The organism is Microbacterium sp. Se5.02b (assembly GCF_019464375.1).
Lineage (GTDB): Bacteria > Actinomycetota > Actinomycetes > Actinomycetales > Microbacteriaceae > Microbacterium.
This window is the reverse complement of record NZ_CP080491.1, coordinates 613,278-639,104: the sequence shown is the minus strand read 5'-3', so window position 1 is coordinate 639,104 and position 25,827 is coordinate 613,278. Positions and strand designations below refer to the sequence as shown.

Genomic DNA, 25,827 nt, shown 5'->3' with positions numbered 1-25,827 from the left:
TTATTCGCCGTCCAGCGGCGCCTCGAACCGCGCCCCCTCGGGGAGCTGCGGCTCGACGCCATCGGGAAGGTACTGCGTCATCGACAGGGCGAACGCCGTCAGCACCGTGAGCTCGTGCCGCTGCGCCGGATCCGAGCACATCCCCATGATGAGGACCGTGCCGGCATCGTCGGGCAACCGGATCTCGCCGACCGTCATCACCGCGTCGACGCCGCCCCGCGACACCAGGCCGCTGGACACCGTGCCCACGCGATCGTCCGGCGAGGTGAACGTCTCGGCCGTGCTGTCGTCCCCGAACCGCCCCAGCGGGAGCAGCCGGTGCAGAGCAGCGGAATCCGCCACCTCGTCGGCCGTCGTGGCCACGACGTTCGTGCACAGGAACGACACGGCCGGCCGTTCGCCCAGCACGATCGACACACCGGCGAAGTCGAACGGCACATCGGAGAACATGCGGACCCCCGCGTGGAACCCCTCCGTGATCGATGCGCGCGCCTCGTCGGGGAGCCATCCCTCGCCGCTCTCCAGATACCGGTCGATCCACTCCTGCGGCGAGCGGTCACCGAGCGCTCGGAACTCGATCCACCCCTGCGGCATCCGCTGCCACACCCGATGTCGAGACTGCTGCGCGGCGGTCACAGCTCGTCGTCCGTCTTCGGGCCGTCGCCGCGGATCGTGTTCGCCGCCCGCTCGGCGAGGTTCTGCCACGGGCCCCCAGGCTCTCGACGAAGCTCTGGCCGTTGTCATGCGCATCCTTGGCGGACGACATCATCCAGTAGGTGTTCGCGACCATGTTGCTCATGTTGATGTTGAGCGTCACCGCCAGGGTTCCCGCGGCCGTGCCACCACCCGCGAGGGCCGGTGTCATCCGCTGGATCGACGGGACCAGCACCGCACCACCCGGGCCGATCAGCGACTTCGCGGCCGCGCCGAGCGCACCGCCCGCGAGCAGGCCGAGGGCCCCCACCGCGAAGTCCGTCCACGAGCCGCGGCCGGTGAGCGCCTGGAGCCCGTCGATGGCCACGAGGGCGATCGACATGATCAGCGCCACGGTGCCGAGCACCGGGATGAAGATCGAGAGGATCGCGATGATCGGCAGCGCCGCCCGGAGGATGTCCTCCAGGATCGGCACGACGTTGTCCATGAGCCACTCGCCGGCATCGGCCAGCCAGTCGCCTGCGCCCTCGAGGAAGTTGGAGAACGCGTTGCCCTTGTACGCGCTGAGCGTCTCGCTCGCACCGACCAGCTGCTGCGCTGCCACGGCCGCATCCGTGTCGACGTCGGTCTTGAGCCGGTGCGCGGCGGCGACGATGTCGTCGAGTTCGCCCTGGGCGGTCGCGAGGGCGCTGGAGGCCGCCGAGAGCGCATCGGGGTCGGCATCCTCGGCGTCGGCGTCCTCGGTGGCCTTCGACTTGGCCGTCGCCTTGCTGCTGACGCTCGCGGCGGCGACAGCGGCCTGCTCCTCGAGTTCCCGCGCGCGAGCCTGGTACCCCGACAACTGGGTGACCCAGGCGCTGAGCGCATCGCGCGACGTCCGCAGCGCGGACCCCGTGTCCGTCAGGTGCGGACGGAAGTCCTCGCTCATCGCTGCGCGGAAGGCGACGGCCGCCTCACCGCTCCAGGCCGCGTCGTCATCCCCGTTGAGCATCGCCAACGCGTCGTCGACGCTGTCGCACCCGGAGGAGAGACCGAGGACGAAGTCCTCGAGCTGCCCGACGTCGCCGGGGGCCGGATCGAATCCCAGCGAGGGGAACGCGCTCACGATGCCGCTCCGCCCTCGGGCTCCATGCTCGCGGCGAGCTCGGAGTCGAGTCCCTGGAACGCTTCGAGGATGCCCTGCAAGCCCTTGCCTGCATCCTCGGCGTAGCGGCCGAGCTTGTCGAGGCCGCCGCCCCACGAGTCGTGGAGGTCTTCGAGGCGTCGCCGCAGCTCGTCTTGCGGAACGGCAGCACCGGAGACGTCTCCGAGGCCGCTGGTCGCCGCGTCGAGCGATGAACGCATGTTCGCGTACGCCGTGCGGCTCGCCTCCATCGCGGCGTAGTCGATACTCACATCAGTCATGGTGTCCCCCCTCGGTCGAGTCGAAACAGGGGCGTCGACTCACGGTCGACGCCCCTCTTCGAGAAGCTGTGCGTGTCAGCTGCCGGCGAGCTGCTGATCCAGGTCCTGGATCGCCCGCATCATCCCGAGCAGCGACTCCGACATGTCGTTGATGCCATCGACCGCGGTCTTCAGACCCGTCGTCAACTCCGTGTACCCCTCACCGAACTTCCCCGACGCATGCTGCGTCTTGAAATCCTCACCCAGAAGAGTGTCCACCTGACCCTTCAACGTGTCCAACTGCCCCTGAATGTCATCACGAGCCTGCGACAGCGACGACGCCACCTGCTCCATCTCTGCATAAGACGCACCGAAATCGGCCATCGTCCACACCTCCGGAAATCGAACGGAACGGACCCCTCCGGCCCGAATACCACCACCCTACGAGACCCCACACACCACCGTCGATGGGCACAACTCCCCATCCACCCACCCGCGGCGTCAGACGTTCAGCACCCAGTCGTCGCCCGGGCGGACCACCGCGGCGACGAGCTCGTCGAGACGTTCCTGGTCGACCCGCGGGGTGAATCCGCGGAGCGTCGCCGATGCCAGCGCGGCCTCGGCGAAGGGCTCGACGAACGCCAGCCCGTACGGCACGACCGGCCCGAGCATCGCGCACACCGTCGCCCCCTCGCCGAAGAAGATCCAGCGGCGGGTCGCGAAGTCGAGACCGTTCTCGCGCTGCGCGAGCGTGGACGAGAAGCCGGTGCCCAGCGACTCCGTCTCGGTGAGCCGGGGGTGACCGGCAGGATCGCGGTGTTCGACCAGAGGAAGTCCGCCTGCTCCTGACGGGAGAGCTCGTGCGTGATCACCGAGATCATCAACGGGGCGACCACGCCGCCGTCGACACCGACGATGAGCAGCAGCCGCCGGTCGTCGTCGACCTCGGCCATCACCGCACGGAGAGCGTCTTCGATCGTCGCGGCGGTCGCCGAGTGCGCGCCCGCGTCACGGGTGAACTCCGCGGCGGTCTGATGCGCCCACGCCGCCTGCTCCTGCGGCGAGAGCCGGTCTGCGGGCACCGGGATCACGCGGTCGGGCGCATAGGTGATCGCGAGCTCCATCAGCGCACCGTCCAGGTGAACGTGCTGACGTGGGTGTCGAACAGCGCGGTCCAGAGCGTGAGGTTCGGGTGATCGGCGGGGAGGTCGGCCTCGTGCGTCACCGTCGCGGTCCACTGCACCGCCTCGGTGAGCCTCGTCCCCGGGACCGGGATCAGGTAGTTGATGAGCAGCGAAGCGACATCCTCGCCGTCGACCGTCACCTCGCGGCGCTCGGTCCATCGCACGATGCGCTGCCCCTCGCCGATCGCGACGCCCTCGTGATGCCGGATCGCGCTCTCCACGATCTGCTCGAGAGTCGCCTCGGGAGAGGACGAGCGCTTGAGCCCCACCAGCGTCGCCGCCCCGATGGCCCAGCTCGGCGCCGCCTCGCCGGCGAAGGCGTAGGCGAATCCCTGACGGGCGCGCAGCCCTTCCAGCACCTCGTGCACCTTGCCGGCGAGCACCGGCCCGAAGGCGGTGTTCTGAGCGCCCTGCAGACGCGCCTCGGCCCGACGGATCAGGTCACGCTCCGTCGTCTCGCTGAGGTCGAACGCCTCCCACCCCGGAGGGAGGAGCATCCGATAGGGCGGGATGATCGTGCCGGTCGTCCCCGTCAATTCCGCGCGCAGGCTGCTCATCGTCTCAGTCTTCCATGGGGGCGGCTCGCGCCGCGGACGGTCAGGAGAACGGGTTCTGATCAGGGTCGAACGTCCCCGACCATGCGCCGCCCGCGCTGTCCTTGATGCCGCCGGCGATCGCGAAGTGCGAGGCGAAGACGTTGCCGACCATGTCGAGCGTCTGCACACCGGTCATCTGTGCGGCGAACGATGCGGTGCCGTTGCCCGTGAACAGACGCGCCGAGAACTCGGCGAATCCGGTGGTGAAGCCACCGCGGATCTGGCTGAGCGTGCTCAGCGGGGCACGGCCGGCGAAGGCGTTGACGAACCGCATGCCGTCGGCGCCGAAGTCGGCACCCCGGATCATGGCGATCGGGCCACGGGCGAACTTGATCGCCGGGCCGATCAGCGGGATGACCCCGATGACCCCGAACACCACATCGATGACGGAGCCGTTCCCCTGGCCAACCGGGCGACCGCGACGATGAGCGTGGCGATGGCGACGATCGCGGCGAGCGCGGCGATGATCGGACCACCGACGATGATCGCGAGCACGGCGAGGACGATGCCGGCCACCGCGAGGAAGTCCGACATGAACTGCAGGAACCCGTCGAGGTTGTCCCACGTGCTGTCCTCGATCTTGTCGGAGGTGTCTTCGCGGATGTTGTTCGCCGCGTTCGTGAAAGCCGTGTGCCACGAGTTCCATTCGCGGTCGTAGTCGGCCGCACGGGCGTCCCAGTCGCCGCGCGCGCCCGTCGCGGCACCGGCGGCCGCGTCGGCAGCATCGTCACGGGCATCCTCCGCCGCCTGTCGGGCCTGATCGTCGTCGGCGTCCGCGCCCGTCGGATAGTCGGGCACCTGCGACTGGGCCGTCGCCGCGGCGTCCTTCTTCTGCTGGTACGTGGCCCACAGCTCGACGAGGTCGTCGAGGATCGGATCGATCGCGGTCTTCGACGACTCGAGGTCGGACGCGTACTGCACGATGTGCGGCGCGACCGCGTCGTAGAGATCGGCAGCGCGTCCGAGCTCGGCGTGCATCTTGCCGGAGACCTCGGCCAGTTTGTCGACGGACTTGCCCTCCATGTCGGCGCCGTTGTCGACGAGACGCTGCAGCAGCGTGGCGGAGTCGCTCATCGCGTTCGCGAGTTCCTGCAGTGCGTTGCCCCGGTCGCGGATCGACTCGACGTCACCGGTGAGCGCACCGATGGGGTGGCCGGCCGGCGAGGTCATCGGCATGTGCTCGTACACGATCAGCCTCCGTTGTTCTCGGACTTGGATGCGGCATCACGGTCGAAGTCCTGGAACCCCGTGATCACTGCGGCGACGTGCTCCTCGACCTTCTTGCAGTCGTCCATGAGCCGCTTGCGGCGGTCGTCCCAGCGACCTTCGAAGTCGGATGCCGCGTCGCGCAGGGCACGCTCGCCGTACGGGGAACCCACGGCGCTCTCGAGATCGTTGCTCCGCGAGCCGGCGTTCTCGAACTCCTCGATGATGTTCTGCAGCGCGGTCCGCAGCGGCTCCAGATCGTCGTATCTCAGCTTGACACCGTCACCCATGTCAGCCCCCCTCGTGGAATGTTCAGATCGAGGGGACCCGCGTGAAGCGCGTCCCCTGAAAGCATGTCGGTTCAGCTGCCTCCCGGCGGCCGATCCTCGTCGACGGCACCGGTGCGGTCGCCCCGACTACGAGAACTCTACGAAACGCACGCCCTCCGGTCGATGGGGACAACTCCCCATCCGTGTCGACGGCGCCCGCCCCGCTACCCCGTCGTGATCTTGGTGATCAGGGCGGCGGCGGCAAGGCCCACCAGAAGCGGGACCAGGCACCCCATGGCCGCGGCGCGACCGCCCTTCGGTGCGGCGAACAACGCCTCCCGACGCGTGCGTCGAGCGGAATCCGTGTCTGCGAGTCCGGCGGGCTGTTCCGCACGGCCACGCGCCTCCAGCACGGAGACCAGAGCGGCGAGGTCGGCGACCCACTCCCAGTACGCGGGCTCCGCCATCGGGAGGTGCCGACGCGAGAGCACGAACACGCGATCGCCCACGATCTCGATGTCGCTCCGCTCGGCGAGGGCCATCAGCGCAGTCTGCACCTCCGGCGACAGCAGGTGACGCACCGGCTCCTCCGTCGCCCTGGCCGTGAAGACCTCGAAGCGCGAGGCGAGATCGCCGTCGAACTCCACCCGCTCCTGAGGCGGAGTCGGCTCCCAGCCTGATGCCGCGACCCCCGGCGACTTCGTCACGAGCGTCATCGCAGGCAGCGGGCTCTGCAGGTCGAACGCGGCGTAGTTGGCGACATGCGGCATGCGCGCCCGCGCGACCCAGGTGTCGAACGAGTAGTTGGCGGCCTCGAAGGGGCGGGGGTGGGCCCTGCCACGATGTCGCTCGCGATGCGCGAGGTGCCGACGCCGAAGAGGGCTGCCGGCCGCTGCGGATCGAGCTCGCCGGTGCGGTAGGTCAGCCCGTTCGCCGCCGCGAACCTCTCCAGGCGGTACTCCTCGACCTCGCGGTCGCGCGGACCTCGGAGGTGCGAACGGACCCGCACGACCGCGAGCGGCGCCACCATGAGGGCGGCCAGGATGAACGTCGTCGCGTCGGCGCCGTCCGCGCCGAACATGAACTGCACGGCCACGACGGCCAGAGCCGCGAGCACACCGGCTCCAACGACCAGCACGACCGACTGGAAGACGATCCAGCCGGAGCCGAGGACCACACCGAACTGGCGGCCCTCACGGGCGACGCGCTCGCGGCTCTCCTGGCGGGCGAGCGCAGGCTCCACCGGCGCACGCAGCGCGGTGTCGTCGAAGGTGACCGTCATCGTCCGCCCCTCCCTCGGGGTCGGGGCGTGTGCGCGCTCGCGCTCAGCGGACGGGCGTCCATGTGTCTCCTTCGATGAGTGGCAGCTGAACCGTGACCTGGCGCCCCGCTTGCACGAAGATGCCTCGGCCGTCCGGGAAGTCGGTGCGCTTGACCTTGGGGAACGGGACCTTGAAGATCGCGTCGCCGTCGAACGCGTCCGGCTTGAGGATGATGCCCTTGCGACCGGCCTTGAAGTCTCCGATGAAACCGAAACCGCTCGTCACCTGCGTGACGTCGGCGTCGCCCACCAGCAGGTGATCGCTGCGGTTGATGGCCTGGAAGAGCGCCTTCATCTCGCGCTCCGCCGGTCCGTCGGCGAACTGGGGCACATCCTCCACGACGATGAGCATCCGCACCGGGACGCTCTCGTCGACCGCGATCTCGGCGATCTCCTTCGCCAGCTCCTTCGCGTCCTCCGGCGTCACGGCGCTCCGCGTCCAGTCGACGTAACCCTTGAGCTGTGCGCGGCGTCCGCCGAAGTGGAAGAGCTTGACCTCGGGGTCGAGGCGACGCATCGACGCGATGATCCCCTTGAGCGCGGTCGTCTTGCCCGACAGTGGCGGCCCGGCCACCACGAACGTGCCGACGGGATCGAACTCCCGGGGCGCCAGCGTGTCTTCCGCGACACCGAGCACCGGGAACTCCCCGATGCGGTCGGGGAGGTCGCGCGCCGACAACCGCGTCGGCAGGGCGCCGATCTCGGCGACCTCCCGCGCACCGCCGGCGCGCAGCTGCTCCGCGAGTCGGTCGAGGAGCTTCGTCTGTTCGGCCACGTTGGGCGTGCCGCCCAGCGTCGCGATCTGCGTCTCAAGGCCGTCGACGATCGCGCGACCGGGGGCCGAACGCTCATCGAGCACGTCCTTGGGGGCGTTCAGCATCGCGTAGCCCGACTCGTCGGCGAGACGCAGGACGACGCGGCGCGAGACGTTCGCGCTGACCGCGGTGGGCACCGAACCCGAACGGTCGGCGCTGGCGACGACGTGCACGCCGAGCGGGCGTCCTTCGCCGAGGATGCGCATGAACGTCTGGTAGAACGGCATCCGCGCGGTGGTGGACTCCCACTCGCCGCGGAACTGCGGGAACCCGTCGATCAGCAGCAGGATGCGCGACTCGGCCTTCCCCGTGATCTCCCGATACTCGGTGAGGCTCGACGCGTTCGCCGCGCTGAAGCGCTTTCCGCGGTCGTCGAGCACGCGGGCGAGGGAGCGCAGGATGCGCTGCACGCGCTCCGCATCGTCGCCGGAGATGATCGACCCGACGTGCGGGAGGACCTCGAGGCTCTTGAGCGAACCGGAGCCGAAGTCGAGCCCGTACACCTCGACGTTCGACCGGGCCCCGTCGAAGCCCGCCGCGATCGCCAGGGTGCGCAGCACCGTGGACTTGCCCGAACCGCTCGTGCCGTACACGAGCAGCGAGCCGTCCTTGTCGGGGTGGAAGTACGCCGGCTCCTGCAGCTGACGCTCGGGGACGTCCATCTTGCCGAGGAGGATGCGTCCGTCGCCGTGGATCGGGAGATCGCGGATGTCGACGGCGCGCTCCAGATCGTCGAGCCACGGCCGACGAGGTGCGGGGATGGCGGCCTGGGCGGCGGCGGAGACCAGCGTGGCGACGATGCGCTTCTGGTCGTTCGGGCCGAGATCCTCGTCGTGCGAGTCCGACTCCGGTGCCTGCTCTGCCTCCCAGGTCTGGATCGATCCGAACCGCAGCTCCGCCACGCGCACCTCGGCGACCTGGGCCTCGTCGCTCGTCCACCCACCGGCGTACGCCGACTGGAAGGGCACGAGTCGGCCGGGGCCGGTCTTCGCGATGCCGCGTCCGGGGAGGGAGGGCGGGAACGACGCCGCCACGGGGTCGTCGACGACGTCTTTCGAGTCCGACTCATCGGCCATCCGCAGAGCCACTCGGAGGTTGGTGTTGGCACGCAGGTTGTCTTTGATGACACCGGCGGGGCGCTGCGTGGCCATGATGAGGTGGATACCGAGGGAGCGGCCTCGCTGTGCGATGTCGACGACACCGTCGACGAACTCCGGGACCTCTCCGGCGAGCGCGGCGAACTCGTCGATCACGAGGACCAGGGCCGGCGGCGTCTCGGGGTCGCGGCGCTTCTCGAGCTCGAGCAGGTCCTTGGCCTTCTTCCGGTTGAAGAGGTGCTCGCGGTGGTGCAGCTCGGCGCGCAGGCTCGTCAGGGCTCGCCGCACCAGGTGCGGGCTCAGGTCGGTGACCAGACCCACGGTGTGCGGCAGGTCGACGCAGTCCGCGAACGCGGAGCCGCCCTTGTAGTCGACGAACAGGAACGTCACGCGGTCAGGGCTGTGCGCAGCGGCCATGCCCAGCACCCACGCCTGCAGGAACTCGCTCTTGCCCGCGCCCGTGGTCCCGCCGACGAGGGCGTGGGGGCCCTGGGTGCGCAGGTCGAGCGTCATGGCGTCGGTCTGCGACTGTCCGATGATGGCGCGCAGGTTCCCGGCCTTCTTGAGCCGCGACTGCGGGCTGCCGGAGCGGTCGATGATCGTGTTGTTCTGACGCCAGCGGTCGATCACCGCGTTCGGGTCCTCGGCGACCTCGGATCCGACCAGCGAGAGGAAGCCCACCGAGTTCGGGATGTCTGACGAGTCTTCGATGACCGTGCTGGAGTCCACGACCGGCGCCAGGCGCTTGGCGAGCATCGTCATGTACGCGTGCGACACGCCTTCGACCTGCACGTCGCGGTAGCCCACGCCGCTGCGGACGGTGCCGACGACGGCGTGGTCGAGCCCGGCAGTCACATCGACGAACGTGCGGCAGGCTGCGGGCAGCGCGGCGACGACCGGGGCGACGAACAGCCCGTAGACGCCCACGTCGGCGCCGCGCTCGAGGATCTGCGTGAGCCGGGCACGGTCGACAGGCGCATCGTTCGTGACGATCACGAGGATCGCGGTCTGCCCGGGGAACGTCGCATCCTCGGCCGCACGCTTCACATCGGTGCCGAACAGCATCGGGTCCCAGTCGTCGCCGTACGGCGGGCGCTGTGACTTCGCCTCACGCGACCGCCTCAGCACGATCTCCTCGAGACCGCTCAGGAGGGCGGCGCCCGTCGACGCGGAATCGGCGAGCGACACGTCCTGAACGGGCTGCGCTCGCTGGAAGTGTGCGGGAGCCACTTGAGCCAGTCGAGCTCGTTCGCCCACCCCGGCTCGGTGAGCGCGACGGTGACGAGCTCATTCGGCGAGTGCATCCCGAAGAGCTGCACCGCGATCCCGCGCAGGGCATCGCTCGCGAGCGAGGTGGGTCCGGCCACGCCGATCGACCCGACGCTCTGCAGGGACTCGAGGATCGGCACATCCGCGATCATCTTGTAGCGCTCTTCGAGGCGGTCGACGCGCTCCACGTACTCGACGAGCGCCTCCGGGGTCTCGGTGCGTTTGATCCTCGTGCGCGACTCGTCCTCGCACACGCCGAGGCGCAACGCGAGGAAGTTCCAGTGCTCCGGCCGTCGCGTCCACAGCAGCGGGCCGAGTCGCATCGCCTCGTCGAACACCACGGCGACGGCCGGCACCTCGTTGTGGCGCACCTCCCGCTCCTGAGGGTGCGCGTGATAGAGCTTCTCCTCCAGCCGCTCGAACTGCTCCTCGAACGACTCCTCCTCTTTGCGCAGCCGCTGGCCGAGGTTGGTCTTCTGCGAGATGAAGTTGCCGAACATCATCAGCGGCGACATGAAGATGATGAGCAGCGACCGCGGGTTGCCGCTCATCGCGAAGATCGCGAGTCCGAGCAGGATCGGCGCCACGAGCATCGGCCAGGGGAAGAGGCGCTGGACCTGGTCCCTCGGATACCGCGGCTCGTCGAGCTCCTGCCCGCTGAAGCGCTCCTCGACGCGTGGGCTGCGGTTGAACATCAGCGCACCGCCGCGCTCGAGCACGGGGTCGCCGCTGGCCGAGCCGTCGAAGTCGCTCACCATGTGCACGACGAACTCGCAGTCGCCGAGCGCGAAGCTCTGCCCGGGGATCACGCGGAGGCGCTGCACGAGGCCGCCGTCGACGAGGATGCCGTTCGCGGAGTTCAGATCGACGAGCTCGACGAAGGTCGCGGCGACCTCGATCCGCGCGTGGCGCTTGGACACCAGCGGATCGGCGATCGTGATGTCGTTCGCCGCATCGCGCCCGATCAGGAAATGGCCGACCGGCAGCGGGAACTCCTGGCCCATCGCGGGGCCGGACACGACGCGGAGGACCGCGGCAGGACGCGCGCCCACGGTGCCCGTCGATGCCCTGTTCGGTCCGACGTTGATCACCTCGGCGAGGAAGCCGGACCCGATCGGGGCGTCCCCGACGAGGAGGTCGGGGTTGAGCATCGTGAGCTGCTCGCTGGTCGGCGGGGCCACGGAGAGCGTGAGCACATCGTCCGGACCCGCGGCGATGCTGCGGGTGGGGTCGGTCGTGGCGATCTGCCGCGCGACATCGGCGACGGTCGCCGTCGAGTCCGCCGTCACGACGACGTCGGTCAGGGGGCTACGGGTCGACGCAGGGTCAGCTTGACTCTCATCGCTCGTCCTCACCGCGCCGGTGGCGCATCACACTGATCGGGGTCATACCCATTCCACCTTCAGGGAGCGGTCGCCGAAGCGCACCGTGTCGCCGATCTGCAACTCTGCGGGATGCCCGGCGGGCAGCGCCGTCTCGGATCCGCCTCGCACGATCGCGCTGCCGTTGGTCGATGCGCGATCGACCACGAGCACTCCGCGCCGCGTGGGCATCACCGCGATGTGCGTCTTGGACACCGAGCGGGTGTCGTCGACGACCGGCACCAGGTGCGCGGCGCCTTCGCCGGCGGCGGCACTCGGCGATCGCCCGAGCAGCGTGGTCCCGCGCACCTCGATGCGCTCGCCCGTGTCGAGGACGAGGATCGCGCGTACGCCTGCCGGGGCGGCAAGGAGTGCCTCGCTCTGCGGATCGACGGGCGCCGGAGCGGGATCCTGAGCCGCAGGAGCCGCAGACGACGCCGGAACCGCGGGGGCCGGAGTCGCGGGAGCGGGAGCGGGAGCCGGGGCCGCGGGAGCCTGAACGGGAGCCGGGGCCGCGGGAGCCTGAACGGGAGCGGGGGCCGCGGGAGCCTGAACGGGAGCGGGAATCGGAGCGGGAGCCGGGGACGGGACCGCGGGAGCCGGCGGCGCGAAGGATGCGGGCGCCGGGGCTCCTGTGGCCAGTGACGGCGGCACGGAAGAGACCATCGAGCCCGGCGCCGGGGTCTCCGGCTGCTCGGTCGCGGGTCCTGACGTGGCGCGGTGCGCGCCGATCACACCACCGGAGAAGCGTGCACTGGGGACGTACTCTGCCGGGGCGTCGCGGTGCACCGGGGTGGCCAGCGACGGCAGCGGCGCCTTCTCCTCGTGCTCCGGGGTCTTCACACGCTTGCGCGCGATGCGCATGCGCTTCGAGTCGTACGGGTTGAGTCCGCCGCGCACGTCGACGAACCAGGTCGCAGCCGCGAGGTCGAGCCATCCGCGCCCGCGCCGCTCGATGTCGAAGAGGGGCGAGAGCATGATCACCAGCACCGGGCCGATGACCGGAACGATCAGCGAGGCGTAGGCGACGAGGTACCGCACCACCGCCCCGCGCCAGAATCCTGGCCGCTCCAGGGTACGGACGTTGACCGACCGGATGCCGCAGACCGCCTTGCCGAGCGTGACGCCCTTGCGCCCGTGCAGCACGAGCTGGACCACGACGTACGCGATCATCAGGCCCTGCGAGGCCGCGACCGCGACGATGATCCACACGAGGTCGCCGCGCGCGAAGAACTCCGCGGGGTCGAACCGCCCCGACGCCACCTGCGCGAGCACCGGGGTCAGCGCGATGATCGCCGGCAGCGCGATGAGCACGGCCACCGTCCACTCCAGCAGCGCCGCGAGAACGCGTGCACCGCGACCCGCCGGTCGCAGTCCGAGCGCCGCCGCATAGGCGGGATCAGGGCGTCCCTGCGCGTCGAGGCCTTCGATCTCGGGAGCGCCGTCGTCGATCTCCCAGATCACTCCTGCTCTCCCTCGACATCGTCGACGGAGTGCGGGGTGTCGAGCAGCGGCAGGTCGTTCTTGCCGACGAGGCGCGAGGCGATGACATGCTCGACCAGGCGTGCGCGGCGGTTCGTCGCGAAGCTGCGCTGCCCGCCGCGCATACCGGGCACGCCGATCCGGTCGAACTTGTCGCAGACGTTGTCGAGCTTGCGGTTGAAGCGGGTGACCGTCCATCCCAGCCGCTCCGCCGCCTTCGCCGAGGTCGGGATCTCGCTCATGCCCGTGCCGTCCCTGCGCAGCTGCGGCTCGGCGAGCGCGAGGATGAGCAGCTTCTGGCTGAGCGTGAGGGGGACGTCGCCGATCGTGGATGCGCCCCCGTCATCGTGCTCGCGTCTCGTGGCCCGGAACGTGGGCTCGGCCGCGTGCAGCGTGAGCTCATAGGTCGTCGGCCCCGCGCTGAACACGATCGTGGTCTTCTCGAACACCAGGGGCAGCCGAGCTCCCGGTGCGAGCCAGGCCTGCACACCGCCGGCCGAGTCGGTCACGGTCGCGGTGAGCCGGGTGCCCACGTTCGACAGCCACCACAGGCCGTCGGCGTCGGTGATCTCGAGGAAGTGCCGGTGCAGGAACAGGTTGTCGTCGAGCTCGAGGTCGCCCTCCCGCCCCACGATGAACCGGCCGCCTCGACGCACGGGGAAGTACTCCCCGGCGAACTCGACGGTCACCCCACCCGCACCACCGGCATCGCTCACTCCACGCACCCCCGTACGGTCTCGGACGCCCGACCGTCGTCGCGGCGCAGCATCACGTCGATGCAGACGGTCCCGGTAGCCGCGGGGACCGTCGCGGTCGTCTCCGGCGTCTGCTGCGGATCGATCTCGCCCGACACCTTGACCTCGGTCCAGATGAAGGAGTCCCCCTCGAGCGGACTCGGATTCGTCCACGTGAAGACGACGCGGTCCCCCTGGCGGGTACCGGAGAGCTCGGTGACCTTCGGCACGACATCCGTGCCGACATCCTTCGGATCGACCGCCTGGGCCGTCTCCTCCGGTTCGGGCTCGACTCCGGCCACCAGCAGGTTCATCCCGATGATCCCGCCGACCACCAGCACGACCGCTGCCGCGGCGAGCGTGATCCACAGGCCCCTGCGGCTGCGCGGCTCGCGCGGGGGCTCCGGTGCCGCGGGGCTCCGGCGGGCGCGAGCGCCGGCGCCGCCGCATCGGGTGCGACGACCATCGGCGCGCGCGCGATCGTCCGATCGTCGGCACTCGGCGGAAGGACGGGCGCCGGCACGGGCGCTGGTGCCCGCAGCTGCGTCTGCTCGACGGTCGACTCGTCGGGCACCGGCGCATCGAAGCGCGGCACTCCCGAGAGCGGCGCTGGCGCCTCCTTCCGCTGCGTCGTCGCCGACGGCCGGGTGAAGGATGCCACATCAGGGTCGATGCTGACGATCTCCCGCACCCGGGTGAGACCGTCGCCGTCGTCCTCCAGGTCTTCTGCCGGTGGATGATCGTCGACGATGTCGATCGGCGTGACCGAGTGCGAGAGCTCGATCTGCACCTTCTGCAGAGCGCGCGCGAAGGCCACGGCGCTCGGGAAGCGATCGTCGGGGTTCTTCGCCATCGACCGTTCGAGCAGGCGCTGCAGGCTCTCGGGGAATCCGGCCGCTTCAGCGACGGCAGCGCGGCGCGCTCGATGCGTTCGATGAGATCGGCGCTCGAGTTCCGCTCGCCCTGCCGCTCGAACGGGGAGCGACCGGCCAGCAGCGTGTAGAGCGTGGCTCCGAGCGCCCAGACGTCGGTGCGAGGACCGCTCTGCGGCGGCTCGGCGAACGACTCGGGCGGGGACCACGGGATCGACATCCCGGAGGCCTCGCCCGTCGCCCCCGTCGTCGAGGCGATCCCGAAGTCTGTGAGCGCCGGCCGGTTGTACTCCGTGACGAGGATGTTCGCCGGCTTGATGTCGCGGTGCAGCACCCCGGCGCGGTGGGCGGTCTCGACCGCACCGGCGACCTGGATGCCGACGCGCAGGGCCTCGGCCACCGAGAAGGGCTCCTTGCGGGAGCGGATCTGGAGGTTCGGGCGCGGGCAGTACTCCATGACGAGGTACGGGCGGCCATCGCCCGCGACGCCCGCCTGGTAGATCGTGACGATCGCCGGGTGCGTCGACAGCATCGCCATGACGTTGGCCTCGTCGGCGAACTCCTGCGCCGCGCTGCTGGAGATGCGGTCGGCGAGGAGCACCTTCACCGCGACCCTTCGGCGGGGCATCTCCTGCTCGTACAGGAAGACGTCGGCGAAGCCACCGGTCCCCAGCGGCTCCACGTACGTGAAGCCGGGCAGATCGGGCGGCGGTGAGGGGCGACGACTCACGGCAGGTCCTCGAACGCGACGGTCACTCCGTCGCCGAGGTCCACCACATCGCCGGAGAGGACGAGCGTCTGCTCGCCGGGGTGCAGCCGGACCGGGTCGGCGCCGGGGCGGAGCAGGGTGGACCCGTTCGTCGTGTGCAGGTCGATGACCACGACGGTGTCGCCCTCGGGCCTGACCTCGAGGTGACTGCGCGAGATGTCCTGCTGCGGGCTCTCGACCGCGATCAGGTGCGGCAGGTTCGCTCCGCTCGCGCGTGTCGAACGCGGGCGGCGTCCGATGATCACCGTGCGGTCGAGCGCCGCCACCTGACCGGTGGAGAGGCGGATGCGTCCCACCGATGCCGCGGTCGGCGGCGTCACGTCGAGCACGGCGGTCGCGACATCGTCGGCGGACGGGGGCTGCTGGCGCAGCGCACGGAGTTCGGCCGCCGAGACCGTCGCCCCGTCGTGGTCGCCCTCGGTGGTGAGAGGAACCACCGGAACGGGCGGAGCAGCCGGTGCGGCAGCGGCACCGGCGGAATGCACGGTCGCGCCCCACAGCTGATCGAAGTCTTCGTCGACGGGAGGAGCGAGCGTCACCTCGGTCGGGGGCAGGAACGCGTCTTCGATCACCGGCGTCGGCTCGGGCTGCGGCTCGGGTTCAGGCTCCGGCTCCGGCTCGGGTTCCGGCTCGGGCTCGGGCTCCGGCTGCGGCTCGGGTTCCGGCTGCGGCTCGGGTTGTGCGTCGGCGGTGGCGGTGGCGGGCACGGACGCGGCGTCCGCCGCCCCCACGACAGGTGCCGGGCCCAGGGCGGCGGTGAGCGGCTCCGCGTCGCTCGGCTCGAGCTCGGCACTCACAGCGGCCGCCCGCACGATGCCGCTCTGCACCGGGAGCGCGTCGGCGGCGGTGACCGTCTCGACCACGATCTCGATCGTCGACGCATCGCTCAGGAAGCGCTCGTTCCACGTCGTGACCTCGGCGCCCGAGAGCTCGAGCGCCTCCGCGGCACACGTCACGTGCGCGGTGACCTGCCCGCGCAGGGCGATCCGCACGTCGGCGCCTTCGGCCACCGCGGCGACGAACGACGGCAGCGACGTGAACGAGCCGCCGGCGTGCGTGGTGAGCACGTCGACGACCGTCGCGAGGGTCTTCTCCGCCGGCATCCGCTCCCACAGGCGTGCCACGACCTCACCGGGGACATCCGGCGGCAGGGCGACGAGCGCACCGGGGATGACGATCAGGTACCAGTCACCCGGTCGGTAGTTGGTCTGCATCAGCGAACCCCTCCTGCTGCGGCTTCCCGTGGACGCGTGTCCAGGTCGATGTCGGCGTCGTCGGTCGCCAGCAGAGTGCCGGGACGCGAGGCCACCGAGACGGCATCGACGACGATCACGGTGATGTTGTCCCTGCCCCCTGCGGCGACGGCATCCGCCGTCAGTGCGTCGACCACGAGCTGCGGATCGGGCTCGGTCGCCAGCACCTCGCGGATGCGGGCGTCGGGCACCTCCGATGTGAGGCCGTCCGAGCACACGAGGATCCGGTCGCCGAGCTCGGCGGGGAACATCCAGTAGTCGGCGTCTCCGGTGCTGCTCGCCCCGATCGCTCGGGTGATGATGTTGCGGCGGCGATCGGAGACCGCCTCCTCGGGGGTGAGCTCACCCGACTCGATGAGCTCCTGGACGACCGAGTGATCGACGCTGATCTGCTCCAGCTCGCCGTCGGCGAACCGATACGTGCGGGAGTCGCCGATGTTGACCGTGAGCCAGTAGCCCATCCCGTCGACCGAGGCGATGACGACACCGCTGAGCGTCGTGCCGGCGCGGCCGTTCCCGGATGTGGACAGCTCCTCGACGCTCGCCCTGGCGAGGGTCAGCGCATGGCGGACGTCGTCGAGCTCGAGCGCGGGGCGACCGATGTACCGTGCGAACTCGGTGATCACCGCGGCGCTCGCGCGCTCGCCGGCCTCGTGCCCGCCCATCCCGTCGGCGACGAGGAACACCGGCGCAGAGGCGAGATGCGCGTCTTCGTTCAGCGCGCGCCGGAGGCCCGGATGCGTCGCCGCCGCGGTGGTCACCACCAGCCCGGCCCTCACGCGTAGCCGCCGATCGTCACGATGCGGTCGCCGATCTCGATCGCATCACCGAGACGGATCGGCACGCGTTGACCGGCCGGGCACGCGATGCGTTGTCCGTCGCGCACGATGGTCATGCCGTTCGTGGAGTGACGATCCCGTACCCACCCGCCGGAGGTCTCTGCTGCGGCCTCGAAGTGCGTCTTGGAGAGCGAGAGCGTCTCGTCACGCACGGGCACGAGCGTCGCTCCCTCCTCTGGCGCGGGGTTGCGGCCGAAGATCGTGCGGCGAGACACCGAGACGCGTGTCCCGTCGTCCCAGGTGAACACCAGCCGGTGTCCGGGAACGCTGATCCGCGTGTCCTCCAGATCGTCCTCCTCGACGGAGACGAACGCGACGGGCGCCGGCGCTGCTGCGGGTGCGGGTGCGGGTGCCGACGCTGCGGCGGGGGCCGGAGGTGCGGGAGGTTCCGCCGCTGCGGGAGCGGGTGCGGCCGGTGCCGCCGCGGGCTCGGGCACGGACGGTGCCGGCGGTGCCGCGACGGCGGGCTCCGGCCGCTGCTGCACGGTCGCATCGAGTTCCGGCTCCACGACCGGTGCGGGGCGCGCAGGCGCGTCCTGGGTGACCCCGGGGACGAAGGCGATCAGCGAACCGGCGTCGGCCACCGGGGCTGCGGGTGCCGCAGGCCGCGGCGGAACGTACGCCGGCACCGCGGCGGAAGGAGCAGCGGGGGCCGCGGCGGTCGGCGGAAGACCGGGGATCGCCGGGGCCGGAGATGCCGCCGGAGCCGGATGACCGGCGCCCGGGGCGAGGGGTGCGGCGGGGATCGACGTCGTGGGGGCGGGCGGGATCGCCGCCGCAGCGGCGGATGCCGGCGCGGCGGACGCCGACACCCGTGCATCGAGCATCAGCGAACCGGCGACCTTGTCGTGCCACCCCTGGAAGCGGCCGGAACCGTCGAAGAGCGGGCTGAAGTAGCCGACGACCACCGCGGCGGCGAGGCCGAAGATGATGTTCCGCAGCAGAGCCCGCCCGAATCCGAGCGGCTTCCCCTCCGCCGCGGAGACGAGCCGCAGACCTTGCGCCCGCATCCCGATCGAGCCGCTGCCCGCCTGCATGATCGTGTAGACGACGAACCAGCCGAGGAGCACGAGGCTCACCACCGGGCCGCCGATCAGGAGGATCCCGAGCATCTTCTCGGCGCTGCCGGAGAGGGAGGCGGCGACCAGCAGTCCGCCGCCGAGCACGATCGCGAGGCCCCGGCGATCAGGGCATCGATGATGTACGCGACCGCGCGACGGGAGATCGGCGCGATCTGATCGAGCGCGGGCTGCGTCATGGGGTCTCACTCTCGGAGGACGGGGGCGTCGTGCTGCTCTTGATGGTGCCAGGTTCGCGCCGCACGCGCGCGGTCGCGGCATCCTTCAGGTTCTGCAGACCGTGCGAGATGGCGGTTCCGCCGATCAGGGAACGAAGGCTCAGCCGTGCCTTGACGCGCTTCCAGAAGCCGGCCTCCTTGCCGAGGCCGCCCACGATCTCGTCGACCTCGTGCCAGAACGACTCCACGTCCTGCGGGGTCGGTTCGGCCGGTCCGAACACCTCGGCGTCGGCACGGTCGGCGAGCGCCGTGACCTGCGGCACCGTCAGCGCGGAGGCCACGACAGCCGCTTCCTCCGTGCGCGTGCCACCCGGCGCGAGGCGTGCGCCGTAGTCGATCGCACGGTCGGTCAACTCGTCCCAGCCGCCGCTGATGCGGTCGGAGGCGCGCGCAGCCGCACGGCGCGAACGCCGCTTCGCCGCCTTCCATGCGCCGATCACGATGAACGGCGAGGCGAGCACGGCGATCACGGCGAGCGTGATGCCGCCGATCAGGAGGATCGCCCCGATGATGCCGGCGAGATTCAGGCTCTCATCCTCGGACTCGCGGTCGTCGGGGAGCGTGGGCGGCAGGTCGACGGGCTCCTGCGGCGGGGGCGGCGGCTGCAGGACCTGCGGCTTCGGGTCGACGCGCGGCTTCGTGTTCTGGTCGTTGGGCACCTGGTCCTCGGGCGGGGTCGGATTGAAGGTCACCCATCCGACGCCCTCGAAGTTGACCTCGACCCACGCGTGCACGTTGTCGCCGGTGGCGGCGAACACCGCCTCACCCGCCTGCTCCTCGTCGGGGTAGTAGCCCATGACCACCCGCGCGGGGATGTCGAGCTGCCCCGCCAGCAGAGCCATCGCCACGGCGTACTGCTCGTCGTCGCCGATCATCTGCTCGGCGCCGACGAGCGTCGAGATGCGCTCGGCGGTGTGCCCCGCACGCGACAGCACCTCGCCCTCGAGGCCGTGACTGAAGAAGCCGCCCTCCGAGAGGAGGTTCTCCAGCGCCCTGACCTGCTCGATCGGGGTCTCGGCATCGGTCACGGTCTCGGCCGCGAGCGAGGTGAGCTCTTCCGGCACGTTGCTCGGCTTCGGCATCGTGACCTTGCCGAACGGCACCTCGGCGAGCTGTTCGTCATCGGGGACGGCGGGCATCACGGCATCGACCACGTACTCGTCGCCGGCACCCAGCTTCGGCGTGGCGACCGCCGTGCCCGTCACGGTGTTCACGAACGTCCCGCGGCGCAGGTCTTCGGCGCGGTCGCCCTCGAAGTGGATCTCCGACAGCTCTCCGGCCGTCGGCATCCACACGCCGCGATACCCGTCGATCGCGAACTTCAGCGTCACGGGGACACCTTCGGCCTCCGGCGCCATGTTCGAGCGCAACGGGGCGAACGCGCTCGACGACGTGGGACCGCCGTCGGTGACGTTGTAGACCATCCCGTCGAACTGGTCCATCACGGCCGTCCGGATGCGGGCGTCCTTGGGCAGGCCCTGCACCGTGAACAGCGTCTTGTCGGCCTCGTCGCGCACGTTCTTGCGGAACGCCTGCAGGGGACTCGGATAGTCGCGGATGTCGAACGGCGGGATGATCACGTCGCGGAACACGTGCCGCGGTTGCGCCGGGGTCGCGATCGCACTGGCGGCGACACCGGTGCCTGCCGCGACGGCGAGCACCGCGACGCCCGCGAGCAGACGGCGCGTGCGCATGTGGGCCCCACGGGAGGGGTCGACCTCGCTGACCGACACGGCCATGTTCTGCGGCGCCCAGAGCTGGCGCAGCGCGAGCCACGACATGCTCACCACAGCGAACACGAGGCCCTGGACCAGCGGGAAAGCGGGCTCGGGGGTGCCGAGCGCGATGACGAGCATGAGCAGCACGCCGGCGGGGAGCAGCGCCCATGCGACCTGCGGCAGGCGCAGCGCGAGCGACGCGGTGAGCACGGATGCCACGAGCGCCAGCAGGAACGGGACGACGAGGTGTCCGTCGGCGGCCGCGACCGGCGCGACCGTGGTGAGCATCTGCTTCCAGGCGGTCACGGTGCCGACCGCGAGCTTCTGCAGGGTGTCCAGCGTCGGGATGACCCCGAGGATCGTCGTCTGCGGCAGGGCCAGCGCCCCGCCGAACACGAAGTAGGCGGCGACCGTGAGCCCGGCGATGATCAGGATGCCCCACCGGCGCCATGCGGCGACGGCCGCGATCGCGAGTCCGAGCACGAGGCCGCCGATCACGGCCGGGAGGAACGACCCACCGGCGAACGTCGGCCAGAACCCCACGAGCGCGGTGACGACCAGGAGGGCGGACGCTCCCAGATCGAGGATCCAGCGGCGGAGCGGCAGAACGCCGGATGCGGTGGCGGACCCGGTCATGCGAGCACCTTCTGCAGAGCGAGGGGGATCTGTTCGAGAGCGCCGACCGTGACGACATCGGCGTCGCCGATCCGCCGGAGCGCCGGGGCTTTCGCCGACGTGTCGGCGACGACGGCGAGGACCTTGGCGCCGAAGGGGAGCCGGGAGCAGGCGAGACGGAGATCGTCCGAGGGCACGCGGGATCCGCAGACGAGCACGACGACGCTCGCGAGCGGCATCGTGGCCGAGACGATGCCGGCGAGGTCGGCGATGCCGCCCTCCCTCGCCTTGCTGTTCTCCACGGCCGAGAGCGAGTCGAGGAGCTGCTTGCCCGTGCCGGCCGGCAGCTCGCGCCCCTGCACGCGCACGTCGACGCGCTGGGAGTCGCGGAGCGCGCGGAGACCGATCGACCCGGCGGCCGAGATCCCGAGCTCGAAGTCGTCGGCGGTGGCGTAGTCGGCGACCGAGAGCGCGAGAGGCCGATCACGAAGTGCGACCGGCGGGTCTCCTCGTATTGACGGACCATCATCGTGCCGGTGCGCGCCGTCGAACGCCAGTGCACATGACGCAGGTCGTCACCGGGCTGGTACTCGAGCAGGGCGTGGAAGGACACGTCGTCGCGGGACAGATCCGCCGCCGGCAGCCCTTCCAGGTCGCGCAGGTAACCGAGCGACTGTCCGTCGAACAGCACGGTGCGCGGGTGCACGAACAGGTCGACAGGATCGTCACGCCGGTGCGCCCGTTCGAAGAGCCCGAGCGGGTCTCCGCGCACCACGCTCACCGGACCCACCTTGACCACACCGCGCTTCTGCGTGGGAATGGCGAAGAGCTCCTCCGCCTCCTCCCCCGGTGCGAGCCGCTGGATCCCGAACTCTCCTCGGCCCGAGCCGACCGGGAGCACCACACGAGACGGCAGGATCGCCCTGCTGCCGCGGTTGGCGAGGGTGAGCGCACCGACCGCGCGCTCGCCGACGACCACCCGGGTGCGGGCGAGGTCGAGCGAGACGTCGTACGCGGTGCGCCCGATCAGGAACAGCGCGCACACCGCGACCGCGACCGCGATCACGACGGCCGCGACCGTGAACTCCGACCATCCGGCGATCTGCCCGAGCACCCAGAACCCGATCGCGAGAGCCATCAGCACCCACGCGAGCGGACGGATCGCCGCGGTGATCTTGCGGAGGCGCACCAGGGCACGCGCACCGAGGACGGCCGCGACATCACGCCAGCCGGCGTCGCGTTCCGTCTGCGGCGGCGACGCCGGAAGGGCCTCCGCGGTCATCAGGCCGCCGCTCGGGCCTGCGGAGCGGCGACGCCGTCGAGCACGCGGGCGATCACGGTGTCGCTGGTCGTGCCGGCGAACTCCGCCTCGGCGTCGAGCAGCAGACGGTGCTGCCACACCGGACGGGCGAGGGCCTTGATGTCGTCGGGGAGCACGAAGTGACGCCCCTGCGCCGCGGCCCACACCTTGGCGATGCGGATCATCGCGATCGCCCCACGCACCGAGACACCGAGTCGGATCGCCGAGTCCTCACGCGTCGCCTCGGCGAGTTCGGCGACGTAGCGGAGCACGGCGGGCTCCACGTGGACGGACGCGGCGAGGTCGGCCATATCGGCGACGGCGCTCGTCGTGATGATCGCCGAGAGACCGGCGGACGGGTTGCGGTCGGACGCACCGGCCAGGATGCTCTCGGTCACCGCGAGGTCGGGGTAGCCGATCGAGGTCTTGATCAGGAAGCGGTCGAGCTGGGCTTCGGGGAGCTTGTAGGTACCGGCCTGCTCGATGGGGTTCTGCGTCGCGATCACGAGGAACGGACGCCCGGCCTCGTGCGTGACGCCGTCGACGGTCACGCGCGACTCCTCCATGACCTCCAGCAGCGCCGACTGGGTCTTGGGCGATGCGCGGTTGATCTCGTCGGCCAGCACGATAGACGCGAAGATCGGGCCCTTGTGGAACTCGAACCGGTGCGACTGCTGGTCGTAGATCGTCACACCGGTGACGTCGGACGGGAGCAGGTCGGGGGTGAACTGGATGCGCGCGCTGGTGCCCTGGACGGTCGCCGCGAGCGCCTTGGCGAGGCTCGTCTTCCCCGTGCCTGGTGCATCCTCCAGGAGCACATGGCCCTCGGCGAGCATCGACGCCAGCACGAGGCCGACGATCTCCTGCTTGCCCTGCACGGCCTTGTCGACGTTCTCGACCAGTCGCTGGAAGGTGCCCTGGAACCAGGCCGCCTGCTCGGGGGTCATTGTCATGAGTGTGTCGTTCCTTCGTGTGGGAGTTCAGGGGCGGCCGGTGACCATCACGGCCAGGAGGTGGCCTCGGACCAGCCGACGCCCTGGATGTCGGCCTGCAGCGTGCGGTTCATGCCACCGTGCCAGCAGGAGAGCCGGATGGTGCCGTTGGCCGGGACGTTGTACGTGTTGTAGTTCGAGGTCTGACCCGACGCGGAGCGGTAGGGAGTGCCGTTCTCGAGGCAGCGGATCCGGTACTGCCCCGCCGGCACGTTCGACGTGTTCAGGTTCAGGTAGTAGCACGTGTCAGGGCTGCAGTTCCCGGAGTCCGTCCCCTGCGACGCCCACCACCGCGGCTGCGGCTTGTCCTTCGCGGTCGCGCCCGCTGACGGGCTCACGTCCGACCAGACGCCCGTGGAGTCCTTCGCCCTGGCGCGGATGGTGTGGTGCTCGCTGTAGGTGCCGACGTTCACCGACCCGGTCGCGGCGACACCCTGCCAGCCGCCGCCGTCGATGCTGATGTGCACCTCGGTGATGTTGCGCCCGTTGGCGGAGCCGTTGGCGTTCCAGTTCAGCCGCACCTGACTCTCGAGCGACTCCGCGCTCACCGCCGGCGGGCTCGGGACGCCGTACGGGTTGCCCGTCGCCGAGTTGGAGACGGCGCCGGGGTATGTCGATCCGCTGACGTTCGCGACCGCTCGCACCTCGACCCGGTAGTCCTTGCCGTTGGTGAGGCCGCCGATGACCCTGTTGCCCGGCACGGTGTTCCAGCTGCCGCCGTTGAGGCGGTACTGGTTGGTGATCTCCCCGGCGGTCGCGCCGCCGCGGGAGCCCTCGTTGAACGAGATCGTGAGCGCGCGGTCGCCTTCCTTCGTGACCTTGAGGCTCGTCGGCGCACCGGGCGGCACCACACCGCGTCGCGGGGCGGACTCGGCGCTCAGATCGCCCCATCCGGCCTTGTTGTTCGCCTGGATCCGGTACGTGTACGCGGTCTCCGACGGGTCGACGACCACGGTCTGGCTCAGCGCCTCCGGGCCAGGGGTGAGCGTGTCGATCACCTGGCCGCCGCGCAGCACCTCGAGGCGGTAGCCGCGGATCGCGTCGCCGTTCTTATCGGGCGTGGTCCAGCTCACCTGCATCTGCGCGCGACCGTCGACCGGCGAGAGCTCACTCGTGGTGGGCGCCGCGGGCGGGAGCGGCGGACCCGCCGGGATCTCGGACGCCGACCAGCCGCTCCAGCTCGAGGGGTCGGGCGCCCTGTTGTGTGCCTGCACCCTGACCTGGTAGTCCGATCCGTTCTCGAGCCCCTCCCACGTGGTGGAGTTGCCCGTGACCTCCTTCTGCGTGATGCCGGAGGGGGGTGCGGGCGAGATCTCGAGCGTGTACCGCTCGACCGGCGAACCAGGGGTCGACGGGGTCACCCAGGCCACCTTGAGCGACTTGTCGCCGAAGGCCAGGGTCGGCGGGTTCGGCGTGTCAGGACGCGCGTCGGGGCGGGCGGGCGCCGACAGGCCGGACGGCTCGGACTCGCCGACGCGGTTGGTCGCCGTCGCCTGGAACGTGTACTCGACGTTGTTGGTGAGGCCGTCGAGCGTGCAGGTCGTGGACTGGCACTCCTTGGTGTACGGGCTGCCGCCGACCGATCTCACGGTGTATTTCGTGATCTCCGCGCCGTTGTTCGACGGCGCCGAGAACGACACGACCACCGTGCGGTCCTGAACGCTGGCGATCGTCGGAACCCCTGGCGCATCCGGCACGTCCTGCACGGTCACGACGATCTGGCCGTTGACCTCGCGGTCGGCGTCTTCGGTCGCATCCTGGATGCGGTAGCGGACCACGAGGGTCCCGACGAAGGACTTCGCCGGCGTCACGGTGACCTGATCCTCGGTGAACTCGACGTCGCCGACACCCGATTCGGTCACGGCCGAGACGATCTTCAACGGCGTCTCGGGGAACGGGTTGTAGTCGTTCGCGAGCGCGGGCACCGTGATGGTCTTGCCCGCATCGGCCTCGGCGATCGTGTCGGTGTTCGCCGCAGGCATCGATCGGGTCGACGCCGTGACCATCACGGCGACCGTGCCCTCGACCGGCTCGGTGGTGCCGTCCGAGATGCGCAGCTTCAGCGTGACCGCGGTGCCCTTCTTGGCGTTCGACGCCGCCTCGACGACGAGTTTGTCGCCGCCGTCGATGCGCGCGGAGACGCCCTTCTCCTCCCCGCCGATGAGCGCGTAGTCGTGCTTGCCCTTGTCTTCGGGGTCGGGGTCGTCGGTCAGTGCCGCGAGGTCGAGCGAGGTCGCCGGCTCGCCCGGGGCGACGTTGACCTGGCCCTGGATGAACTTCGGCTGCTGGTTCTCCGGCGGCAGCACGTTGATCGGGATGCTCAGCGTCGCCTTGCGCCCCTCGGGGTCGTCGGGTCCGTCGCCGTCGGTGACCTCGAAGGTGAGCGCGTCGGGCCCGAAGTACCCCTGCGCCGACGTGTAGACGAGCGTCTTCTCGTCGACGAGCAGGTCGGCGCCGTCGGCGTGGTTCGCGCTGATCCGCTCCTTCTCGGTGATGATGACATCGCCGCCGCCCGCCACGGTGACGTACTTCGAGAGCGGCAGCGTCTCGGTCTCGCCGCTGACCACCTCGAGCGGCTTCGTCGACGTGAGCGTCGGACGCAGGTCGGACCTCGAGGGCACGAAGATGAACGCCGACGCCTTCAGGTCGTCGCGGTCGGTGAGGGTGTAGCGGATCAGCTGGAGCTCGTCGGTGACGGTGACGCGCACCTTGCCGTTCTCGAGCCGGGTGCCGCCTTCGCCGACGTCGACCGTGAGCCGGTCTGTCGTGCCGTCGGGATCCTCGTCGTTCGCGAGGATGTC

General features: G+C 70.5%; 25 protein-coding genes and 2 pseudogenes. 1 reads left to right on the top strand and 26 read right to left on the bottom strand.

The features are described 5' to 3' along the window. From K1X59_RS03150 to K1X59_RS03130, 5 genes are all read right to left on the bottom strand, one after another. The gene (locus K1X59_RS03150; RefSeq protein WP_220173926.1) at positions 1–636 is read right to left on the bottom strand and encodes a hypothetical protein; all 636 of its coding nucleotides are present in this window, start codon (positions 634–636) and stop codon (positions 1–3) included. Continuing rightward, positions 557–1,759: a hypothetical protein gene (locus K1X59_RS03145; protein ID WP_220173925.1), complete on the bottom strand. Its 1,203-nt coding sequence runs from the start codon at positions 1,757–1,759 to the stop codon at positions 557–559. The genes K1X59_RS03150 and K1X59_RS03145 overlap by 80 nt, the downstream gene beginning before the upstream one ends. Then, on the bottom strand, positions 1,756–2,058 hold the full coding sequence (locus tag K1X59_RS03140; protein ID WP_183151835.1) for a hypothetical protein: 303 nt from the start codon (positions 2,056–2,058) through the stop codon (positions 1,756–1,758). The genes K1X59_RS03145 and K1X59_RS03140 overlap by 4 nt, the downstream gene beginning before the upstream one ends. A 75-nt stretch (positions 2,059–2,133) precedes the next feature. Further along, entirely contained in the window at positions 2,134–2,421 is a 288-nt protein-coding gene (locus K1X59_RS03135) for a WXG100 family type VII secretion target (protein ID WP_028501988.1), read from the bottom strand. A 117-nt stretch (positions 2,422–2,538) separates the two neighbouring features. After that, entirely contained in the window at positions 2,539–2,709 is a 171-nt protein-coding gene (locus tag K1X59_RS03130; protein WP_183151834.1) for a hypothetical protein, read from the bottom strand. A 192-nt stretch (positions 2,710–2,901) separates the two neighbouring features. Between K1X59_RS03130 and K1X59_RS03125 the strand changes: the two genes are divergently transcribed. Continuing rightward, positions 2,902–3,072: a hypothetical protein gene (locus K1X59_RS03125; RefSeq protein WP_220173924.1), complete on the top strand. Its 171-nt coding sequence runs from the start codon at positions 2,902–2,904 to the stop codon at positions 3,070–3,072. A gap of 88 nt (positions 3,073–3,160) precedes the next feature. Here K1X59_RS03125 and K1X59_RS03120 read toward each other — a convergent pair whose 3' ends face one another. The 21 genes and pseudogenes from K1X59_RS03120 to K1X59_RS03040 all read right to left on the bottom strand — a co-directional run bounded on the left by K1X59_RS03120 (position 3,161) and on the right by K1X59_RS03040 (position 25,734). Beyond that, on the bottom strand, positions 3,161–3,778 hold the full coding sequence (locus K1X59_RS03120; RefSeq protein ID WP_183151832.1) for a hypothetical protein: 618 nt from the start codon (positions 3,776–3,778) through the stop codon (positions 3,161–3,163). 40 nt (positions 3,779–3,818) lie between these two features. Continuing rightward, positions 3,819–4,193, bottom strand: coding sequence for a hypothetical protein (locus tag K1X59_RS03115; RefSeq protein ID WP_220173923.1), 375 nt, complete (start codon positions 4,191–4,193; stop codon positions 3,819–3,821). Next, a complete protein-coding gene (locus K1X59_RS03110; RefSeq protein WP_220173922.1) occupies positions 4,163–4,987 on the bottom strand; it encodes a hypothetical protein in 825 nt (274 codons plus the stop codon). The genes K1X59_RS03115 and K1X59_RS03110 overlap by 31 nt, the downstream gene beginning before the upstream one ends. A 20-nt stretch (positions 4,988–5,007) precedes the next feature. Further along, positions 5,008–5,313, bottom strand: a complete 306-nt coding sequence (locus K1X59_RS03105) for a flagellar protein FlgN (protein ID WP_183151829.1) — start codon at positions 5,311–5,313, stop codon at positions 5,008–5,010. A 203-nt stretch (positions 5,314–5,516) separates the two neighbouring features. Further along, entirely contained in the window at positions 5,517–6,008 is a 492-nt protein-coding gene (locus tag K1X59_RS03100) for a hypothetical protein (protein ID WP_183151828.1), read from the bottom strand. Then, positions 6,005–6,574: a hypothetical protein gene (locus tag K1X59_RS03095; protein WP_183151827.1), complete on the bottom strand. Its 570-nt coding sequence runs from the start codon at positions 6,572–6,574 to the stop codon at positions 6,005–6,007. The genes K1X59_RS03100 and K1X59_RS03095 overlap by 4 nt, the downstream gene beginning before the upstream one ends. A 43-nt stretch (positions 6,575–6,617) precedes the next feature. After that, positions 6,618–9,755, bottom strand: a complete 3,138-nt coding sequence (locus tag K1X59_RS03090) for an FtsK/SpoIIIE domain-containing protein (RefSeq protein ID WP_244632358.1) — start codon at positions 9,753–9,755, stop codon at positions 6,618–6,620. Continuing rightward, complete coding sequence (locus K1X59_RS20700) at positions 9,671–11,083, bottom strand: FHA domain-containing protein (RefSeq protein ID WP_244632357.1); 1,413 nt, start codon at positions 11,081–11,083, stop codon at positions 9,671–9,673. Before K1X59_RS20700 ends, K1X59_RS03090 begins: the two co-directional genes overlap by 85 nt. 96 nt (positions 11,084–11,179) lie before the next feature. Then, positions 11,180–12,619, bottom strand: coding sequence for an RDD family protein (locus K1X59_RS03085; protein ID WP_183151826.1), 1,440 nt, complete (start codon positions 12,617–12,619; stop codon positions 11,180–11,182). Next, on the bottom strand, positions 12,616–13,353 hold the full coding sequence (locus tag K1X59_RS03080) for a hypothetical protein (protein WP_183151825.1): 738 nt from the start codon (positions 13,351–13,353) through the stop codon (positions 12,616–12,618). Before K1X59_RS03080 ends, K1X59_RS03085 begins: the two co-directional genes overlap by 4 nt. Next, a complete protein-coding gene (locus K1X59_RS20695; RefSeq protein WP_258567271.1) occupies positions 13,350–13,685 on the bottom strand; it encodes a hypothetical protein in 336 nt (111 codons plus the stop codon). Before K1X59_RS20695 ends, K1X59_RS03080 begins: the two co-directional genes overlap by 4 nt. Then, complete coding sequence (locus K1X59_RS20690) at positions 13,682–14,224, bottom strand: hypothetical protein (protein WP_258567270.1); 543 nt, start codon at positions 14,222–14,224, stop codon at positions 13,682–13,684. The genes K1X59_RS20695 and K1X59_RS20690 overlap by 4 nt, the downstream gene beginning before the upstream one ends. Positions 14,225–14,295: 71 nt before the next feature. Beyond that, positions 14,296–14,871: pseudogene (locus tag K1X59_RS20685) on the bottom strand (serine/threonine-protein kinase); the annotation flags it as partial. A 98-nt stretch (positions 14,872–14,969) separates the two neighbouring features. Beyond that, positions 14,970–16,226 (bottom strand): FHA domain-containing protein, encoded by a 1,257-nt coding sequence (locus K1X59_RS03070; protein ID WP_220173921.1) that lies wholly within the window; start codon positions 16,224–16,226, stop codon positions 14,970–14,972. Then, positions 16,226–17,044 (bottom strand): PP2C family serine/threonine-protein phosphatase, encoded by an 819-nt coding sequence (locus tag K1X59_RS03065; protein ID WP_183151823.1) that lies wholly within the window; start codon positions 17,042–17,044, stop codon positions 16,226–16,228. Before K1X59_RS03065 ends, K1X59_RS03070 begins: the two co-directional genes overlap by 1 nt. Further along, positions 17,041–18,270, bottom strand: a complete 1,230-nt coding sequence (locus K1X59_RS03060; protein ID WP_220173920.1) for an RDD family protein — start codon at positions 18,268–18,270, stop codon at positions 17,041–17,043. The genes K1X59_RS03065 and K1X59_RS03060 overlap by 4 nt, the downstream gene beginning before the upstream one ends. Before the next feature lie 88 nt (positions 18,271–18,358). Continuing rightward, positions 18,359–20,755 carry a transglutaminase domain-containing protein gene (locus K1X59_RS03055; protein WP_220173919.1) on the bottom strand — a complete coding sequence of 799 codons (2,397 nt, stop codon included), beginning with the start codon at positions 20,753–20,755 and terminating at the stop codon, positions 18,359–18,361. Continuing rightward, positions 20,752–21,102: a hypothetical protein gene (locus tag K1X59_RS20680; RefSeq protein WP_258567042.1), complete on the bottom strand. Its 351-nt coding sequence runs from the start codon at positions 21,100–21,102 to the stop codon at positions 20,752–20,754. Before K1X59_RS20680 ends, K1X59_RS03055 begins: the two co-directional genes overlap by 4 nt. A gap of 140 nt (positions 21,103–21,242) precedes the next feature. Continuing rightward, positions 21,243–21,872, bottom strand: a pseudogene (locus K1X59_RS20675) (DUF58 domain-containing protein); the annotation flags it as partial. 143 nt (positions 21,873–22,015) lie between these two features. Further along, complete coding sequence (locus tag K1X59_RS03045; protein ID WP_183151820.1) at positions 22,016–22,987, bottom strand: MoxR family ATPase; 972 nt, start codon at positions 22,985–22,987, stop codon at positions 22,016–22,018. 47 nt (positions 22,988–23,034) lie between these two features. Beyond that, complete coding sequence (locus K1X59_RS03040; RefSeq protein WP_220173918.1) at positions 23,035–25,734, bottom strand: fibronectin type III domain-containing protein; 2,700 nt, start codon at positions 25,732–25,734, stop codon at positions 23,035–23,037. Positions 25,735–25,827: the final 93 nt, after the last annotated feature.

What these genes read in the sequence shown, in the direction of transcription:
- K1X59_RS03140 (WP_183151835.1), bottom strand. Translation starts at nt 2,058, where the DNA reads ATGACTGATGTGAGTATCGACTACGCCGCGATGGAGGCGAGCCGCACG.
- K1X59_RS03135 (WP_028501988.1), bottom strand. Translation starts at nt 2,421, where the DNA reads ATGGCCGATTTCGGTGCGTCTTATGCAGAGATGGAGCAGGTGGCGTCG.
- K1X59_RS03130 (WP_183151834.1), bottom strand. Translation starts at nt 2,709, where the DNA reads ATGCTCGGGCCGGTCGTGCCGTACGGGCTGGCGTTCGTCGAGCCCTTC.
- K1X59_RS03120 (WP_183151832.1), bottom strand. Translation starts at nt 3,778, where the DNA reads ATGAGCAGCCTGCGCGCGGAATTGACGGGGACGACCGGCACGATCATC.
- K1X59_RS03110 (WP_220173922.1), bottom strand. Translation starts at nt 4,987, where the DNA reads ATGACCTCGCCGGCCGGCCACCCCATCGGTGCGCTCACCGGTGACGTC.
- K1X59_RS03105 (WP_183151829.1), bottom strand. Translation starts at nt 5,313, where the DNA reads ATGGGTGACGGTGTCAAGCTGAGATACGACGATCTGGAGCCGCTGCGG.
- K1X59_RS03100 (WP_183151828.1), bottom strand. Translation starts at nt 6,008, where the DNA reads ATGACGCTCGTGACGAAGTCGCCGGGGGTCGCGGCATCAGGCTGGGAG.
- K1X59_RS03095 (WP_183151827.1), bottom strand. Translation starts at nt 6,574, where the DNA reads ATGACGGTCACCTTCGACGACACCGCGCTGCGTGCGCCGGTGGAGCCT.
- K1X59_RS20695 (WP_258567271.1), bottom strand. Translation starts at nt 13,685, where the DNA reads ATGAACCTGCTGGTGGCCGGAGTCGAGCCCGAACCGGAGGAGACGGCC.
- K1X59_RS20690 (WP_258567270.1), bottom strand. Translation starts at nt 14,224, where the DNA reads ATGGCGAAGAACCCCGACGATCGCTTCCCGAGCGCCGTGGCCTTCGCG.
- K1X59_RS03070 (WP_220173921.1), bottom strand. Translation starts at nt 16,226, where the DNA reads ATGCAGACCAACTACCGACCGGGTGACTGGTACCTGATCGTCATCCCC.
- K1X59_RS03055 (WP_220173919.1), bottom strand. Translation starts at nt 20,755, where the DNA reads ATGACCGGGTCCGCCACCGCATCCGGCGTTCTGCCGCTCCGCCGCTGG.
- K1X59_RS03045 (WP_183151820.1), bottom strand. Translation starts at nt 22,987, where the DNA reads ATGACAATGACCCCCGAGCAGGCGGCCTGGTTCCAGGGCACCTTCCAG.